This window comes from Spiroplasma endosymbiont of Villa modesta, assembly GCF_964030925.1.
Lineage (GTDB): Bacteria > Bacillota_I > Bacilli_A > Mycoplasmatales > VBWQ01 > Spiroplasma_E.
In genome coordinates this window covers 434,072-451,267 of the sequence record NZ_OZ034992.1, presented here as the reverse complement: position 1 = coordinate 451,267, position 17,196 = coordinate 434,072, and the positions used below count along the sequence as shown (strand labels likewise).

Here is a 17,196-nt window from a genome sequence, read left to right as displayed (position 1 = left end):
TCTTTTTTTCTCCTTTCAAAATAAAAAACCCATTTACTTTAAAATAAAGTAATGAGTTAAAAACTATATTTAGTTTTCAAATAAAGTATACATATTTGACTATTAATTTGGTAAATTTAAATATTTAAATTTACCAAATATTCTTTAGTGAACTTTATTTTATTCATCAGATTTTAATAATTCAATTAAATTCATTTTATTTAATTCATGATTATTGATAATAAATGTTGATATATATATACCACCAATTATGGTAAAACTTACTGGTAATATTCATCATGTTATTGTAAATGGTAAAGCCACACCAACAAAACTAGTAAGAATAAAAATTAAACCATAAATAGCAAGGAAACCTAGGGCAAATCCTACAATATAACCAAGTAATGCTCAAGGTGTAAAAATACCTAAAGTAAAAGAATTAATTTCTCAATTAGTATATCCTTCTGCTTTCATATGAGCCATAAAACGACGAAATTGATCGGTAAATAAATCAGTAATCATAATAACAATTAATATTGAACAAATAATCGTTGTCACAATAAATAAAGCACTAGCACTGAAAGCAATATCTGACATTTTAGTAAGCATTGCTTGTTGTCTTGATAATAAATAATTTTTTTTGACCATTGGTATATTTTGATTACCACTTAAACTAGTAGTTGCATAAATAGTATAATCATCTAAATTTGATTTAAAACTCATTCTTCCAATTAAATCAAAAACATTAGCATTAGCACTTAACTTACCATTAAATCATTGAAATACATCCGTTCCTGAATAATAAGGATTATCATCAATATAACTATAACCCATAATTTCATTAGCTCATTTTTGATCAACATAGGCTTTAGGAGTATCATAAGAATCTTGAATTCCCACAACTTGATATGTATGAAGTGGATTATCATCACCCGTAATATTTTTTCATCATGTTGGCATGTTATTTTTAATATCTGCTTGTAAACTATCAGCATTAATATTATTTTCTTTAGTTAAAATATTATTATTAACCATTCCCATAAATCATTCTGCTGGGCGGTTTAATAAAATACTTAATGGATCTTTAGGATCAAATCCATTATATGGCTTTACCAAATCATATGAAAAAGGTCTAATTCATTCACCTGTTGAATCGGAAATACGTGATAAATCAAAATCAATTGTTTTAGCATTATCAGCTGTTGGAATTTTACCACTTCTAGCACTATCACTAATATCAGAAGGCAATTTTAATCAAATATCATTAACATTATTTCAAGTAATAGGTTCATTATTTATAATTGGTTGTCCTTTTTCATCATACATACCATTATACCTAGTGCCGTGGATATCACTATATTCTTTACTATTATCAGATAATTTTATTTTTTGATCACCACGATAATTTCATTTTGTTCCACTTTTTGATCAAATGCCACCATTTGTAGTATAACAATCTGTTGGTGGTGTTTCACCGTAATATCAATTTTCTTTTGGTAAAGGAATACTTTTACCATCAATATTTTTATAACATAGAGTATTAACTTGTGGTACACCACTAAATTGTGAACCAACATCTAATCCAAATTTAGATTGAAAAGCACGATTGATAACCATTGGAATAGCATTAGCATTAGCATTATATTTTAAAGCTTTAACTTCATCATTTTTTAATACCAACATCGCAGTATTGGGATTAATACCAATAACATCCATTAGTTCTTTTTTAGCAATTTTTGTACTTTCATCAACACCAACTTTAAACTGTGTTACTAATTCTTCATCTGGTCCATTAATATCACCATTATTAATAGTTTTTGGATTAAAAGCAATAGTATTATGACCAATACTAAAATAATCATAAGGATCTTCTTTAATATTAGGTCTTGGCAAACTATCAATACTCTGACGAACAAAGCCTGGTAATACTTGCTTTAAAATTTCTTTAATTGCCTCTGGACCAGGTGGCACTCCAGGATTGGGAACTTGCAAAATATTAGGTAATTGGCCACTTGCAAAATTAACAATATTATATGAAAATATTTTTGATGGTGTATTATCTTCTTTACTTAAATCAGTTATTAACTGATTACTAAAAGCTTTGCCACCTAATCAACTATATGATCAAACTAAATCATTAAGATCTAATGTCCCTGTTGATTGTTCTTGATAATAAGAGAACATTTTTTTTATAAACTCTGCTCTTTCAGATTCAGGAAAAGATGAATCAAAAGTAAAAATATCAGCAAAATTATTAGTTAATTTTTCTTTTTTAAACAATAATGGATTATATCATCCAACACGTGCCTTTTTCTCATCATAAACAATTTTATCTTCAGGTCAAGGCATAGCACCATAAGTTGGATAATATTTCTCACCGCTTGGTCGATTAAAAAAATCTCATGAATATAATCCATATTTACTCATTGGCATATTCGGCATTGGTGTTTGATACTCATAATAATTTTTATATTTTTGAGTTTTGAAATAATTAACTTTTAAACTATTAATAGTGGCAGGAACTAGTGTTGTTGCTACAATTGAAAGTGAAGCTAAAGTAATAACTCCTGAAGTAACTAAAATTTTTTTTCAACTAGTTTTTGATAACGATAATAAAAAACGAAGACGAAAATTATTTTGTAAAAACTTGCTAGTTCTACTTTTAGGAACACCTAAAGCTAAATCACTATCTTTTTTAATTAAAAATAAAGGATCACGTTTTAAAAGACGAAAGGCAGTTAATAAAGTAACAATTGAAATAAAACCAATAATTAAAACAATTGAAATAAATAATGGAACAACATCAAAGTTAAAAACATTATATGGTAAAACAAATAAAGTATTAAAAATCTCAGTTAAATATACCTGAATTACAAGACCAACAATTCAGCCAATTGGAATTGCAATTAATAGTGTTAATAATGGATATGCCAAATAAGAAATCGTAATTTTTCATGTTTTATAACCTATTGATTTTAAAATACCCATTGAAACTTGTCCATGTTGGATTGCTTTTTTAACAATTAAAGTAGTAATAAAAATAACAACCGTTAGTAAAAATAATACTCCTGCTATTGCTGCAAATAAAAATCCAATTATTGCTGAATTAAATATCTTTTCTTTACTATTATAAAGCGAAAACTGACTATTACTACTTGTAACTACAGGATTTGGATTAATAAGGTATGTAGAAGACGATTGTGGTGTTGAAACTGTATTACCATATTTCTCAACTAAATACTTATTATAATCATATTGATTTAAATCACTAACACCATTATCACTAAATATTGTTTTTTGAAAAAAATCATTAAATAAATCAACATCAAATTCATGAATACTATTTTTAGGAACATTATTTCATTTTGTAAAATACATTAAAGTATTATCAGTTTTATCTGCTGTCTTATATCAATTTCCATCATTTCATGCTGAAGGTGTAACATAAGCAATAAATTCAGTTCTTGTATTGGGAATTGGATCTAAGTCACTAATCGTTGGATAAATATCATAAGCATCACCACCAATACCACTAACAATAAAGTCAGTACCATTAATATTAATATGATCGCCTGGTTTATACGCTTTATTACTTTTATTTTTTCTTGCATATTGTGGCGTAATAACTATTTCATTTTTACTTGTTGGTGCAACACCTTCAAATACTTTTAGATTAGTATGATTTAAAGCATTAGGTAAACCAATATCAATAATTTTAGTATTAATTTGAGTATTATTAATTACTCCAACACTGGCAGTAAATTGATTACGAACATATAAATCACGCATTTGTAATGCTGCAACCGCACGAATTAAATATGAAGAAAAAGCGTCTCTTTCAGTGCCATCACTAATCATATTATAGTTAAAAGGTGAATGATAACCAATAGAAGTATTAGTAAAATTAGTATAAATGTTACTATCAGATTCTGTTGCAGAAAAATTACGATAAATTCTCATTCATTGACCATTCATACCATAATCATTATCTAATCTTGGATCAGGTTCAGTTTCCTTAACTACTTTAATAAAAAGTTCATTTCTTTCTGTTTGATCTTGTAAATTAACACTATCAGGAATAGTAGCATCATTAGAAGAAGATCTAAAATTTATTTTATTTTCTAAAATTCAAGTGGTAACTTTATCATTATCAGTCTCCTTTAATATCGGATCTGTTGAATGTTTTGTAATCCATTCCTTAATAAAAGTATTAATAGATTGAAGAATATTGGGTGCTGTTTTTTTTAAAAAAACATCACGATATAAATCATCTGCTGCTGTTTTAAAATGGTTTTTTAAATTCTCATTAGCAGCATTTTTTGACTTTAATAATAATTGACCATAGATGCTTGCTTTAACATTATTATTATTCAAATTAAAAAATAAAGGATTATCTGGGTTTGTTCATCTTATATCATTAAACCCAGTAATATTACCTGTATTATCACGAGTATAATCAATAGTTAAGTTATCTTTAGTGATTGGTAGGATTTCTTGATCTGTGCCTATTTTTGTATCATCAAAATAAAGCGCTTTAGTACTTTTACTATCAGTTCCATTTTGAACATAAAATCGACCTAACTTTAAACTAAAAGCTTGATTAGCAATTTGTTTAATACCTTGCGACACTGGTGAATAAGGTAAAACAGCATCAAACTTAAGATCATTTAATCCTAATTGATTGCTTCCTTCAATCATTCTAACGTACGAAATTCAACTTCCAGTAACCAACGAAGTTGCAAAAGCAGTAAGTAATAATAAAATAACTAATTGTAATTTACTTTTTCATGTAGCAACTAAAGTCTGCTTTAATAGTAACGCATTCTTAAATAAACTTTTTTTTGTTTTTTTATTAGTAGACACCATTTTTTTATTATTCGCTTTTTCGCGTTTATTTAACCTTGCCATTACAGTTCTCCCTAATTCCTGAAATTAAAATTTTGCATTTAATTTTAATTATTAAGTTCACATATGGATTAATAATATCACACTTATACAAAATTAATATATAGGATAATTTTAAAATAATGTTTAATTTTTCTCTGTTTGATATATTACCATATTTAAATTGTTTATTTAAATAAATTTTAAAATTAAAATAACTAATGATACAATTTGTAAGAAATGAATTTAATTATTTTCAGAGTTAAATGTATTAAATTTTAATAAAATAAAATTGACAAAAATAACACTTTATTTAAGGAGAACTGCTATGAAAAAAGTATTTACCAAGTTAGGAATTATCTTAATAGCAAGTGCCACTATTTTACCTCTATCAGCTTGTACCTTTAATTTTTATGTTAACCGTGTAACTAATAGTATCGCTAAAAGTTTTGCTGACCAAACTTCTGCTTTAATTAAAAGTATGGTTATGTCAAAAGAGTTAGGCGCTGATACTAGTAGTACTAATGATGATATTATGGGAAAAATTAAAAATAATAGTATTAATAATTTAACTAAAAATACTAGTTTAGATAATTGAGGTGATTTACAAACACGTTGAGGGGAAAATGGAAAAATTGATGTAAATAATTTTGATCCTGATAATTTTTTTAAAGCTTCTGGAACAGGTGAATTAACTAAAACCATCAATAGTAAAAAACAAGTTAATGATGTTTTTTCATCACTTGATTATATTAGAACTATATCAATTATGGCTAACCCACAATTAGAAAATATAGTTGTAGGTGCTGGTATGGACCCCATTTCTAGTTTTTTAAAATCATTACAAGGTGACTTAAGCACTTTACCAGCTGGATTACAATTAGTTGCTAATTTAATTAATAACTATGGTCCTAATTTTTTAAATCCGCTAACTAGAATATTTGGTAATTTAGTCAATGGCAGTTGATCTGATCAACAAACTTCTACACCCACTGATGAAGAAACATTAACTAAGTTTATGAATAATTGAAAAGATGATAGTGGTCAACCTTATAGCACTTGAAATAATGGAGAAAGATGAAAAATAGATCCACACGCTAAAATGATAATAGATATACCACTTTATCTTGGTCACAAAGTAAGTAATTGAAAGTCAAAACAAGATTATGATTTATATCATGGTGGCACTTTAATTAATTACTTGTTTTGAAAAATGAGTAAAGACAATAAAATTTTTGGTAAAGATGGTAAAAGTCCACGATATTTAGGTAATATTCTTTCAGAACATATAACACTTGATGGGAGTTGAACAAAACCAAGTGAAATAAAAGTTAATTTTGATAATATAGGTTTTTTTGATGATATTAAAAGATACCTTCCCTATCTTTTAACTAACCCACTTTATATCTTAACAATTATTGAAGCAATTATTCCTGTTATTAAAAAATGAATATTAGATATGCCAGATATTACTGAAGGTGTTAAAAACTTAACAATTGGTAATGGTTATCCATCAAAGCCAAGTGCTGGTAGTTATAATTTACTTGATATTATTAATACTATAAAATCTTTAATTAGCCAACCAGAAAAATTAAAACAAATACTTCTAACCGTATTTGGTAAAACTACAGCAGAAACTCGTGGTTTTGATACATTTCTTTATGATATTAAACTTAATTTAACAATACCAAAACCAAACTCTATATCAGCAATTTTAACCTTAGGTGGACTTATTGGTGATAATGGATATCCAGATGTTGATAAATTAATTGATACCATTATTAAAGCAATTAATACAGATAGTGTTAAAAACATTATTACTAGTATTACTGATCTAATTACCAAAATTTCAGAACAATATCCAGGTAATGAAGGTATTAATATTGATTTACAAGATTTAGAGAATTTTTTATTTAATAATACTACTGGTCTCTTAATAATTTTTAAAAATGATACTATTGTTACTCTAAAAAACATAATTAATAAGAGTGATGTAACAGCAACCGATGTCGAAGAATTATATAAATCATTAGGTGGGCACATTAATAAAGATGATCCAGAATATCCAACTTTTACTCAAGGTTCAATACTGGATATTTTACAAAAAACTATGTTTGAACCACACAGTCAACTAAATAATATTTTAAATTTATTACTTGGTACTACTGATGAAAGTCATAAATTAGGAATTAAAAATATTATTACTACTAATAATAATCAATGAATTAAAGATAACTATGAAGTTTATTTTGATGCTGATAACACAACCGGCATTAATAAAAAAATAGGTAATACTTCTAATATTACTATGACTAAAACTACCATCAATAATATTGAAACAATTAATTTAAAATATGATTTTACATATAAAATTAAAAACACTACATATCATTTTATTATCACTGCTATTGATATTGAAAATTTAATTGATTTTCAAGGTATACGTACTTTTAAATTTAAAAGTATTACTCTAGTAAAATAAAAAACTAATTTTAATAATATTATTTACTAGATATTTAATAAAAAATAATAGTTATCATAATAATAATTATTTTTAACTATAAAATATATGACTATATACTATACAATTTTAATTTTAATGCTATACTTAATTAAGTGCTTATTAATCTCATTATATCAGATATTATTATCAGATTTATCAATTAGGCGCCAGAAAGAAGAGGCATTGTTAATGGAAAACAATCAAACAATCGAAGCATTATTAGAAGAAATTAAAGTTTTAAAAGAAACAGTAATTACTATTAATGCAAGTTTAACAACACTTGTAAAAATCACAGAAGAACGTGAAAAACGTTTTGCTGAACGTGGAGCAAGAACACAAGGGGATAGAAATTCTTCTGATCGTGGAAACTTTAGACCACGTTCTGACCGTGGTGATTCTAGTTGAGGAAACAGTGGTGGATTTAGCAGACGAGACCGTGACGACCGTAATCGTAAAGGATAATTTAAACAAATAAAAAAACTTATAACTAAATCTTAGTTATAAGTTTTTTTATTTGTTTAAATGTATAAATTAAATATTAAAAATAACTATTTTAATTTCACTAATTTGTTAATTTTTCAAAATCTAAAACACCATCAACTCAACTATTATTAAAATTAGTATCATGAGTTGTCAATAATACAGTGCCTTCAAATTCTTGCAATGCTTTTAATAAAGACTCTTTAGCTAAAACATCAATATGATTAGTTGGTTCATCTAAAATTAATAAGTTGTAAGGTTTTAATGCCAATGCTGCTAATCTAACCTTAGTTTGTTCACCACCAGAAAGTAAGTTCATTGGTTTCATTACTAAATTACTACGCAAGCCAAAACTTGCTAAAATTCTTCTAATCTCAACATCATTTAATTTAATATCTAACTCTTTTAAATAATTAAATGGAGTAGTACTAGTCATTACTTCAGTCTGATGAAAATATGCTACTTGCATTCGATCATCTAAATTAATATTTCCAGCAAGTGCTGGAATATTACCGGCTAATGTTTGCAAGAAAGTAGTTTTACCAATTCCATTATACCCTTTAACAACTCACTTACTACCAGTCTTAATAACAAAAGTAAGTGGCTTAATTAATGGTTTATGATAACCTATTTCAAGGTTTTTAGCTTGCACAGCAATTGAACTCGTTGTTTTATAATACTTAAAATAAAACTTTGGAGGAGACTGGATTTGCTGTTTTTCTAAAACATTAATTTTAGATAATTGTTTTCTTCTTGATTCAGCACTTTTAGCAGTTGAAGCACGTGCTGCATTTTTACTAATATAAGTTTCTAATTTTTCAATTAATTTCTTTTGATTTGAATATGCTGATTCATATTGACGATGATGTAAACTTTTTTGTTCTAAAAAACTTTCAAAATTACCAACATAACGAGTAATCATATAATTATCAATATCGAAAATAATATTACATGTTGTATTAATAAAATTACGATCATGTGACACCAATAAAAATGCACTAGGGTAATTTTGTAAAAACTTAGCTAATCAATTAATTTGTTCAATATCTAAAAAATTAGTTGGTTCATCAAGTAATAAAAAATCATCTTCATTTAATAATAATTTTGCTAATAACACTTTTGCTCTTTGACCACCACTTAAACTACCTAAAGTTTGTTCTAAAAGCTGTAAATTAATACCCAATCCATCAACTAAACGACCAATTTTTTTACTAATAGTATCAAATCCTTGGTGTGTCAATTCATCTTGAATTTTCATTGCTTTCGATAATAACTCTTCACTATAATTATTAACCATTTCTGCATATAAGTTTTCCATTTGTTGTTCACGTTCAAAAAGTTTTTGATAACTTTCACGCAAATATTGTAAAACTGTTAATTCTAAATTAACCTCTTGATGTTGATCCAAATACCCAATTTTAATTTTAGGATGAATATTTAAATTAATATGATCTGCAGATACTGTTCCATTAATAATATTTAATAATGTTGTTTTACCAACACCATTCATACCAATTAATGCCACATGTTCACCTTTATTAATTTGTAAAGTGGCGTTTTTATATAAAACTTTTCCACCATTAGCATGTGTTAAATTCTCAATTGTGACAATACTCATCTTATACCTCATTAATATTTTTTTAATTACTTAGTAATAATAACATGAATATTAGCCATAAAATAAGAGAAAATAGAAAATAGTATTAATTTTATAGATTAAAATTTTATTATTATCAACAAAATTGTTAACTTATTAATTATGTTGAAATAAACATTTTACTTTATTTCAAGTATTAGCTGAAATTGGAATATTATTAAGACATATTCCGTAATTAAATTTAATTAATTGTCAATAAAATTGTTTTAAAACTATTTAGTGTTATTGAATATAGAAATAAATATTTTTTGAAAAAATAGTTTAAAAAATGAGTTTACATTTTAAACAAAAAATTGTTAATAATATTTTTATATTAACTCGATAAAAATTTAAATTTTAAAAAAATATTTTTAATATTTTTTTTATTTTAATGGTTTTATTTTATTAAAAATTTCACAAAGTAAGTTAAATCTTAAGTACATAAGTCTAAATTTAGATTTTCTACATTTATTTACTAAAATTTTGAATCTTTTCAATCAAGCAAAGACATGTTCAACTTTAATTCTAATTTTAGATACAATCTTATTGTATTTTCTTTCTTGTTTAGTTAATTTTTTATTTTTAGTTCTTTTAATTGGTATTATTGTATTTTTATAAATATTTTGTATACCTTGATATCCTAAATCACCAATAATTATTGTTTTTTCTGAAAATTCAAGATTTGAATTTTTTAATATTTGAAAATCATGCACTTTACCATTATCAGCAAAAATATCAACAATTTTTTTATTAAAAAAATCATATACAATTTGAAATTTTATAGAATACATTCAACTTTTACCAGAAAAATATTCTAACTGTAGTTTTTTTTAGTTGGTCTTCCAATTTCAATCTCAGTTGAATCAATTAAATAAAATTGAAATTCATTTGAATTTTCTTGTTTTTTATCAATTTTTAATTTATATCTTTCTTTTAAAAATTGGTAATCTTTGTGGTTACTAAGTTTATTTTCTACTCAAGTAATATTTCGAAAACAACTTGATGGGCTCATTTTAGATTTAATACTCATTTGAAAAAAAGTATAATATTCTTTTCAGTATAATAAAGTCATCATTAATCTTTCTTCTACTGAAAGTTTATTTTTTCGACCTTTATTTTTTTCTAATTTTTCTATTTCAATTAATTTTTCTATTTCAATTAATTTTTCTATTTCAATTAATTTTTCTAACATTTCATTAAAATGAAAACGTTTTATACCAAAATATCTGTAAAATTCTTCATTTTTTAATTTTTTTAAATTTTCAAAAATCATTTTTATCAACACTTTTCTAAATTTATTGTTAATAACAAAATTATAAAATAAATTTTAAAATTATTAATTGACTTTTAAAAAATTTAATTACGGAATATGTCTATACTATCTTTTCTCATATCTCATCATTACTAAAATAAATTCTAGTCACAATGCAAGAACCATTATCTTTATCTTTTATTTTCTCAAAAAAATATTCATAAATTATAATATCCTTATTAATTTCTGTTTTATATACAAAATCATTTTCTGATTTTAGTTTATATGTTATTAATTCTCTCTGTATTTTCTCTTTATTTTGATGTAAAGGTTCATCTCTAGTAATTCATGCACCTTGTTTTACAATATTACTTAGGGCTTTTGATAATATCGGTTTCATTTTTTTCTCCTTATTTGATTAAAAAATAAAAAACCCATTTACTTTAAAATAATAAAGTAATAGGTTTAAATAAAAACTCATATACAGACCAAATATCTTGTTATATTTTATATAATTTTTAAAACAAATTTATTTTTTCAAACTAGATCCCGCTTTGTTTTGTTTTTGTTGTTTTTTTTCTTCTTTTTCTCTTTTTCATCTTTCTCTAGTTTCATTCACATCATTAATTTCCCATTTAGCAACTTTGGCCACTTGCCACTTGCCACTTGCCACTTAGCCCTTTTTACTAGACCATTAATTTAAAAAACCTGAATGTATTCTAAAAACAATTGTGTTATATAATTAACACTAATTTTAACCTGAAAGGATTTTTATTAATGGATAAAATTAAACAAATAGCATTAGTAATTAACAAATTAAATATCAAAGAAAAAATTAAAATTATTGATGATTGTAAAAATCAATATTCAATTAGAAACCTATGTCAATATCTTCAATTAAACAGATCAACATATTACTTTTTAAAAAATAAACAAAAACCTATTAAAAAAGAAGAAAATCATATTATTAAATGCAATCATAAATATCAAAAAATATGCCAACTTTTAATCGAATTTCATTCTACAAGAAAAGGCAGAATTTATGGATATTTAAGAATTTTTTCAGCTTTTAAAGAGTGATTAAAACAAGAAAAAAATATCATTTTAAATATAGAATTATCAATAAAACAAATGCGAAAAATTATGAAAGAACACAATATTCAAGGATTAAAACAAACTAAAAATAACTATCCTAAAAACAAAAAAAATCCAAATAAGTGAATACCTACAATGGATAAAGTAAACAAAGATTATAAAAGTACAACCTCTTCAAATCAAATTTGATCAATGGACACTAAACAAATAAATACTAAAGAAGGATGATTATATCTTTTTGTAATTATTGATTTTTATTCAAATAATGTTGTTAGTTATAATATTGCTCCTAATAAATCATATCAGGATTTAATTCTTCCTGCTCTTGAAAAAATCAACAAACAATTTTCTTGAAATCAAGTAAAAAATGTTATTTTACATTCAGATAACGCCAACGAATTTTATTGTCAGGATATCACAAAATGAGCAGAGGATAAACAAATAATTTTAAGCAAAAAACAACCTTATGATATTGGTGGTAATGTATTATCTGAAAACTGATTTTCTCATTTATCTCAAGAATGACTACCTAAAGGATCAAATCAATATTTATCCATCAATGAAGCTATAAATGATGTAAATCAATATGTTATGTTTTATAATTATGAAAGAATACATTCTAAATTTCTAAAACCACCAATTTTACAAATTAAAATTTAGAATTTTATATCAAAAATGGTCCAGTAATTAAGGGCCAACCACCTATCAAAGAAAAAATTAAAATTATTGATGATTGTAAAAATCAATATTCAATTAGAAACCTATGTCAATATCTTCAATTAAACAGATCAACATATTACTTTTTAAAAAATAAACAAAAACCTATTAAAAAAGAAGAAAATCATATTATTAAATGCAATCATAAATATCAAAAAATATGCCAACTTTTAATCGAATTTCATTCTACAAGAAAAGGCAGAATTTATGGATATTTAAGAATTTTTTCAGCTTTTAAAGAGTGATTAAAACAAGAAAAAAATATCATTTTAAATATAGAATTATCAATAAAACAAATGCGAAAAATTATGAAAGAACACAATATTCAAGGATTAAAACAAACTAAAAATAACTATCCTAAAAACAAAAAAAATCCAAATAAGTGAATACCTACAATGGATAAAGTAAACAAAGATTATAAAAGTACAACCTCTTCAAATCAAATTTGATCAATGGACACTAAACAAATAAATACTAAAGAAGGATGATTATATCTTTTTGTAATTATTGATTTTTATTCAAATAATGTTGTTAGTTATAATATTGCTCCTAATAAATCATATCAGGATTTAATTCTTCCTGCTCTTGAAAAAATCAACAAACAATTTTCTTGAAATCAAGTAAAAAATGTTATTTTACATTCAGATAACGCCAACGAATTTTATTGTCAGGATATCACAAAATGAGCAGAGGATAAACAAATAATTTTAAGCAAAAAACAACCTTATGATATTGGTGGTAATGTATTATCTGAAAACTGATTTTCTCATTTATCTCAAGAATGACTACCTAAAGGATCAAATCAATATTTATCCATCAATGAAGCTATAAATGATGTAAATCAATATGTTATGTTTTATAATTATGAAAGAATACATTCTAAATTTCTAAAACCACCAATTTTACAAATTAAAATTTAGAATTTTATATCAAAAATGGTCCAGTAATTAAGGGCCAACCACCATTAGTTTCTGTTTTTCATGGGTTTGGCATTTTTTAATTTTCTCCTTACTTCAATTTGAATATTTTTTCTCAATTTTAAATATTAAATATTCGACATCATTATATATCTTTTTTATTTTTTTTAAATAATTTTTTACAAAATTTTTATAACTAAAATTAAAACTATAAGACTATAAGTTTAACCACATATTTTTGTTTTATTACTTTTATTAGTGCTTAAAAATTTCATAATATGTAAAAATTTTTACTAACAATAAACACTCCATTAATGCACTAATATTTTTTATAAAACTAAGATAAGTAGGGTAAAATTATTGCAATTTTTCCAAAAATATTTATCAAAAAAATAAAAAAGATATATAGAGTATGAATATATTTTTCAAAAAAAACTGAAAATATAAATTATTTCTAAAAATAATAACAAATTTCCTTGCAATTTAAATATTATTTGTTATTATTCTTATAAGGATTTAGATAGCCTAGGTCCTTTAAAATTAAGGTAATATGTCAAAACATTATTCAATTATAATATTTTTAAATATAAAAAATTTAAAATTAATCTAAAACCCCTAATTTAAACTCTATAACCCCAATAACCTTAAGTTTTATTTATAAATAATCCCCCCTTTTTTTATAAATGACATATTACCTTAGCAATAATTCTTGTGTAGACAAGAGCTGAAAAGCTCTTGTTTTTTATATATAAAAAAGAAAAAATGAATTTAAAAATTAAAAATTGAATGTTATAATAAAAGTTAAGGATCTATTTATAAATATCCTTAATATTTAAATAATTAAGTTACAGAACTCTAATCACTATAAATATAATAATTCTCTTAAAATTAACCCTAAAACCTTATATTTATAATGTTTTCTACACAATTAAATCTGTAACTTAATTATTGTTCGATAGCAAGAAAAAAATCTTGTTTTTTTATATGCTAATTTTTTAATTTTATATGAAGTTATACTTACTTATTGTTATAATAGTTTTATGAAATTAGGTGAATAAATGAAAAAAGCATTAATTATTGATGGTAACAATTTATTATTTAAAGCATATTATGCTACTGCATACCAAGGAGTTAATCTACATTCGCTACAGGGTATTCCAACTAATGCCGTCTATGCTTTTATTAGAATGTTGACTAAGTACTTAAAATCTAACAACTATGCTAGTGTTTTTGTTGCATTTGATGCTGGTCGTAAAACATTTCGTCATGAAACTTTAGCAACATATAAAGGAAAAAGAAGTGAAACTCCGGTTGAGTTAATTGAACAATTTAATTTAGTTAAAGTATTTTTAGACTTAGCACAAATTCCTTGGGGACAAATAAATAATTATGAAGCTGATGATATTATTGGCAGCATTGTTAAAAATAAAGTTGCTAGTAATTATCAAATTGATATTATGAGTAGTGATAAAGATTTATTACAACTATTAGATAACAATATTAAAATTCTTAATCCACAAAAAGGGATGAGTGATTTAAAGGTTATTACTATTTCTACATTTCAATCAGAATATGAATTATTACCTTATCAAGTTACCGATTTAAAGGGATTAATGGGTGATAGTTCTGATAATTTACCTGGCATTAAAGGAATTGGTCAAAAAACTGCTATTAGTTTATTAAAAGAATATGACACATTAGAAAACATTATTGAAAATGTAGAACAATTAAAACCAAATGTTAGTAAACTAATTAAACTTAACTTTAATAATGGTATTATTTGTAAACAACTAGCACAACTTAATTTAAATACACCAATTACTGGTAATTTAGAAACGTTTAATTATAATGTTGAAAATTTAAATAATGAAAAGTTACAAGACTTTTACAAACAATATAATATGAACTCTTTATTAACACAAGACACTAATCCTAAAACTAATAAAAATAGTACATCTCACGTTCAAATTATAAATAAATGAAATCAAGAATGAAATTGTGATTCAAATTACTTATGATTAGAAATTTTTGGTGATAATTATAATCGTGATAATATTATTGGTTTTGGTATTAAAAATGAAAAAGGAACATTTTATATTAATAAAATTAATGCAATTAATTGTCCTAATTTTCAACATTTCTTACAAAATAAAAAACTACAAAAAATAACTTGAGATTTAAAAAAGGTTATTATCGCAGGACTACGTTTAAAATTGATAATAAATAATATTATTTTTGACCATATGTTAGCTGCTTACCTTCTTTATGCTAATGAAAAAATATTACCAGAAAACATTGCTGTTATGCTCAATGTCAATGTTAAAGAAAATTTAAGTGCTGATGATTTCTATGGCAAAGGTATTAAAAAAAATATTCCCAATGATGAGAAAGAAATAGCTATTTTTTTAGAAAAAAAATTAAATTTTTTAACAGATTCTCATCTCATTCTTATAAAAAAATTAAAAGATACTAATAACTGAAATTTATATCAAGAGATTGAACTACCTGCTGCTTTTGTATTAGTAAATATGGAGTGTAATGGTGTTAACATTGATCAAAAAAAATTAAAACTACTAACTGATAAAACTTTACTAAAAATCCAAGATTTAGAATTACAAATTAAAAAAGAAAGTAATAGTAATTTAAATCCAAATTCACCAAAACAAATTAGTGAATACTTATTTAAAGAATTAAAATTACCTAATTATAAAAAAGGTAGTACTGCTTTTGAAGTTTTAATTAGTTTAAAAAATCAACATCCAATCATCGATATTCTTTTAGAATATCGTAAATTACAAAAATTATATTCCACTTACTTACTTGGTTTACAAAAATATATTTTTGATGATGGTAAAATTCATAGCATTTATAATCAAGTACAAACCAGTACTGGCAGGTTATCTTCATTAGATCCTAATATGCAAAATATTAGTATTCGCGATAAAGAACAAAGAGAAGTTCGCAAAATCTTTATTCCAAGCAAACCACATACTAAAATACTATCCTGTGATTATTCGCAAATTGAATTAAGAATATTAGCTCATATTAGTGAAGATGAAAATTTAATTAAAGCTTTTCAACAAAAGCATGATATTCATCGCGAAACTGCAAGTAAAATATTAAATATACCTTTAGCAGAAGTTACTAACGAACAAAGACAAAATGCAAAAGCTATTAATTTTGGCATTGTTTATGGCATTTCTAGTTTTGGTTTATCACAACAAATAGGAATTAAAGTTGAAGACGCTAAAATATTTATTAATAAATATTTTTCGGTTTTTCCAAAAATTAAAAGTTATATTAATAATATAATTGATTTTTGTGAAAAAAATGGATATGTTCAAACAATTTTTAATCGTAGAAGAGAAGTAATGGAAATTACAAATAAAAATAAGGTGATTCAAAATTTTGGTAAACGAATAGCAATGAACATGCCAATTCAAGGTAGTGCTGCTGATATTTTAAAATTAGCAATGAATAAAATTTATGAAGAAATAAAAAAACAAAATATTGATGCAATATTAATTGCACAAATTCATGATGAATTAATTTTTGAAGTTGAAGATAATAAAGTTAATGATGTTATTACTAAAATTACTAAAATTATGTCTAATGTTACTAAATTAAAAGTTCCCTTATTAATTAATACTAGTATTGGTAATAACTGATTTGAATTAAAATAAATTTTTAAAAATTTATTAATATTTAAAACAAATTAGTTTATTATATTTTA

General features: G+C 24.0%; 11 protein-coding genes. 5 read left to right on the top strand and 6 right to left on the bottom strand.

The genetic code is table 4. The features are described from left to right. Window positions 1-159: 159 nt before the first annotated feature. Window positions 160-4,887 carry an ABC transporter permease gene (locus AAHM89_RS02880; RefSeq protein WP_342266903.1) on the bottom strand — a complete coding sequence of 1,576 codons (4,728 nt, stop codon included), beginning with the start codon at window positions 4,885-4,887 and terminating at the stop codon, window positions 160-162. 304 nt (window positions 4,888-5,191) lie between these two features. On the opposite strand from AAHM89_RS02880, the gene AAHM89_RS02875 reads away from it, so the two are divergent. Further along, complete coding sequence (locus AAHM89_RS02875) at window positions 5,192-7,345, top strand: hypothetical protein (protein WP_342266902.1); 2,154 nt, start codon at window positions 5,192-5,194, stop codon at window positions 7,343-7,345. Between the two features lie 210 nt (window positions 7,346-7,555). Continuing rightward, window positions 7,556-7,828 (top strand): hypothetical protein, encoded by a 273-nt coding sequence (locus AAHM89_RS02870; protein ID WP_174480642.1) that lies wholly within the window; start codon window positions 7,556-7,558, stop codon window positions 7,826-7,828. Window positions 7,829-7,928: 100 nt separating this feature from the next. On the opposite strand, the gene AAHM89_RS02865 is transcribed toward AAHM89_RS02870, so the two are convergent. From AAHM89_RS02865 to AAHM89_RS02845, 5 genes are all read right to left on the bottom strand, one after another. Beyond that, the gene (locus tag AAHM89_RS02865; RefSeq protein WP_342266901.1) at window positions 7,929-9,464 is read right to left on the bottom strand and encodes an ABC-F family ATP-binding cassette domain-containing protein; all 1,536 of its coding nucleotides are present in this window, start codon (window positions 9,462-9,464) and stop codon (window positions 7,929-7,931) included. Between the two features lie 401 nt (window positions 9,465-9,865). Beyond that, window positions 9,866-10,273: a transposase family protein gene (locus tag AAHM89_RS02860; RefSeq protein WP_339045908.1), complete on the bottom strand. Its 408-nt coding sequence runs from the start codon at window positions 10,271-10,273 to the stop codon at window positions 9,866-9,868. Between the two features lie 23 nt (window positions 10,274-10,296). Beyond that, window positions 10,297-10,755: a transposase family protein gene (locus AAHM89_RS02855; RefSeq protein ID WP_342266900.1), complete on the bottom strand. Its 459-nt coding sequence runs from the start codon at window positions 10,753-10,755 to the stop codon at window positions 10,297-10,299. 100 nt (window positions 10,756-10,855) lie between these two features. Next, the gene (locus tag AAHM89_RS02850) at window positions 10,856-11,134 is read right to left on the bottom strand and encodes a hypothetical protein (protein ID WP_342266899.1); all 279 of its coding nucleotides are present in this window, start codon (window positions 11,132-11,134) and stop codon (window positions 10,856-10,858) included. Window positions 11,135-11,263: 129 nt separating this feature from the next. Next, window positions 11,264-11,407, bottom strand: coding sequence for a hypothetical protein (locus AAHM89_RS02845; RefSeq protein WP_342266898.1), 144 nt, complete (start codon window positions 11,405-11,407; stop codon window positions 11,264-11,266). Window positions 11,408-11,511: 104 nt separating this feature from the next. Here AAHM89_RS02845 and AAHM89_RS02840 point away from each other — a divergent pair, with 104 nt between their 5' ends. From AAHM89_RS02840 to polA, 3 genes are all read left to right on the top strand, one after another. Then, a complete protein-coding gene (locus AAHM89_RS02840; protein ID WP_342265776.1) occupies window positions 11,512-12,489 on the top strand; it encodes an IS3 family transposase in 978 nt (325 codons plus the stop codon). Between the two features lie 353 nt (window positions 12,490-12,842). Continuing rightward, on the top strand, window positions 12,843-13,466 hold the full coding sequence (locus AAHM89_RS02835) for a DDE-type integrase/transposase/recombinase (protein WP_342265927.1): 624 nt from the start codon (window positions 12,843-12,845) through the stop codon (window positions 13,464-13,466). A gap of 1,055 nt (window positions 13,467-14,521) precedes the next feature. Further along, window positions 14,522-17,146 (top strand): DNA polymerase I, encoded by a 2,625-nt coding sequence (gene polA / locus AAHM89_RS02830; RefSeq protein ID WP_342266897.1) that lies wholly within the window; start codon window positions 14,522-14,524, stop codon window positions 17,144-17,146. The last annotated feature ends 50 nt before the right edge of the window (window positions 17,147-17,196 follow it).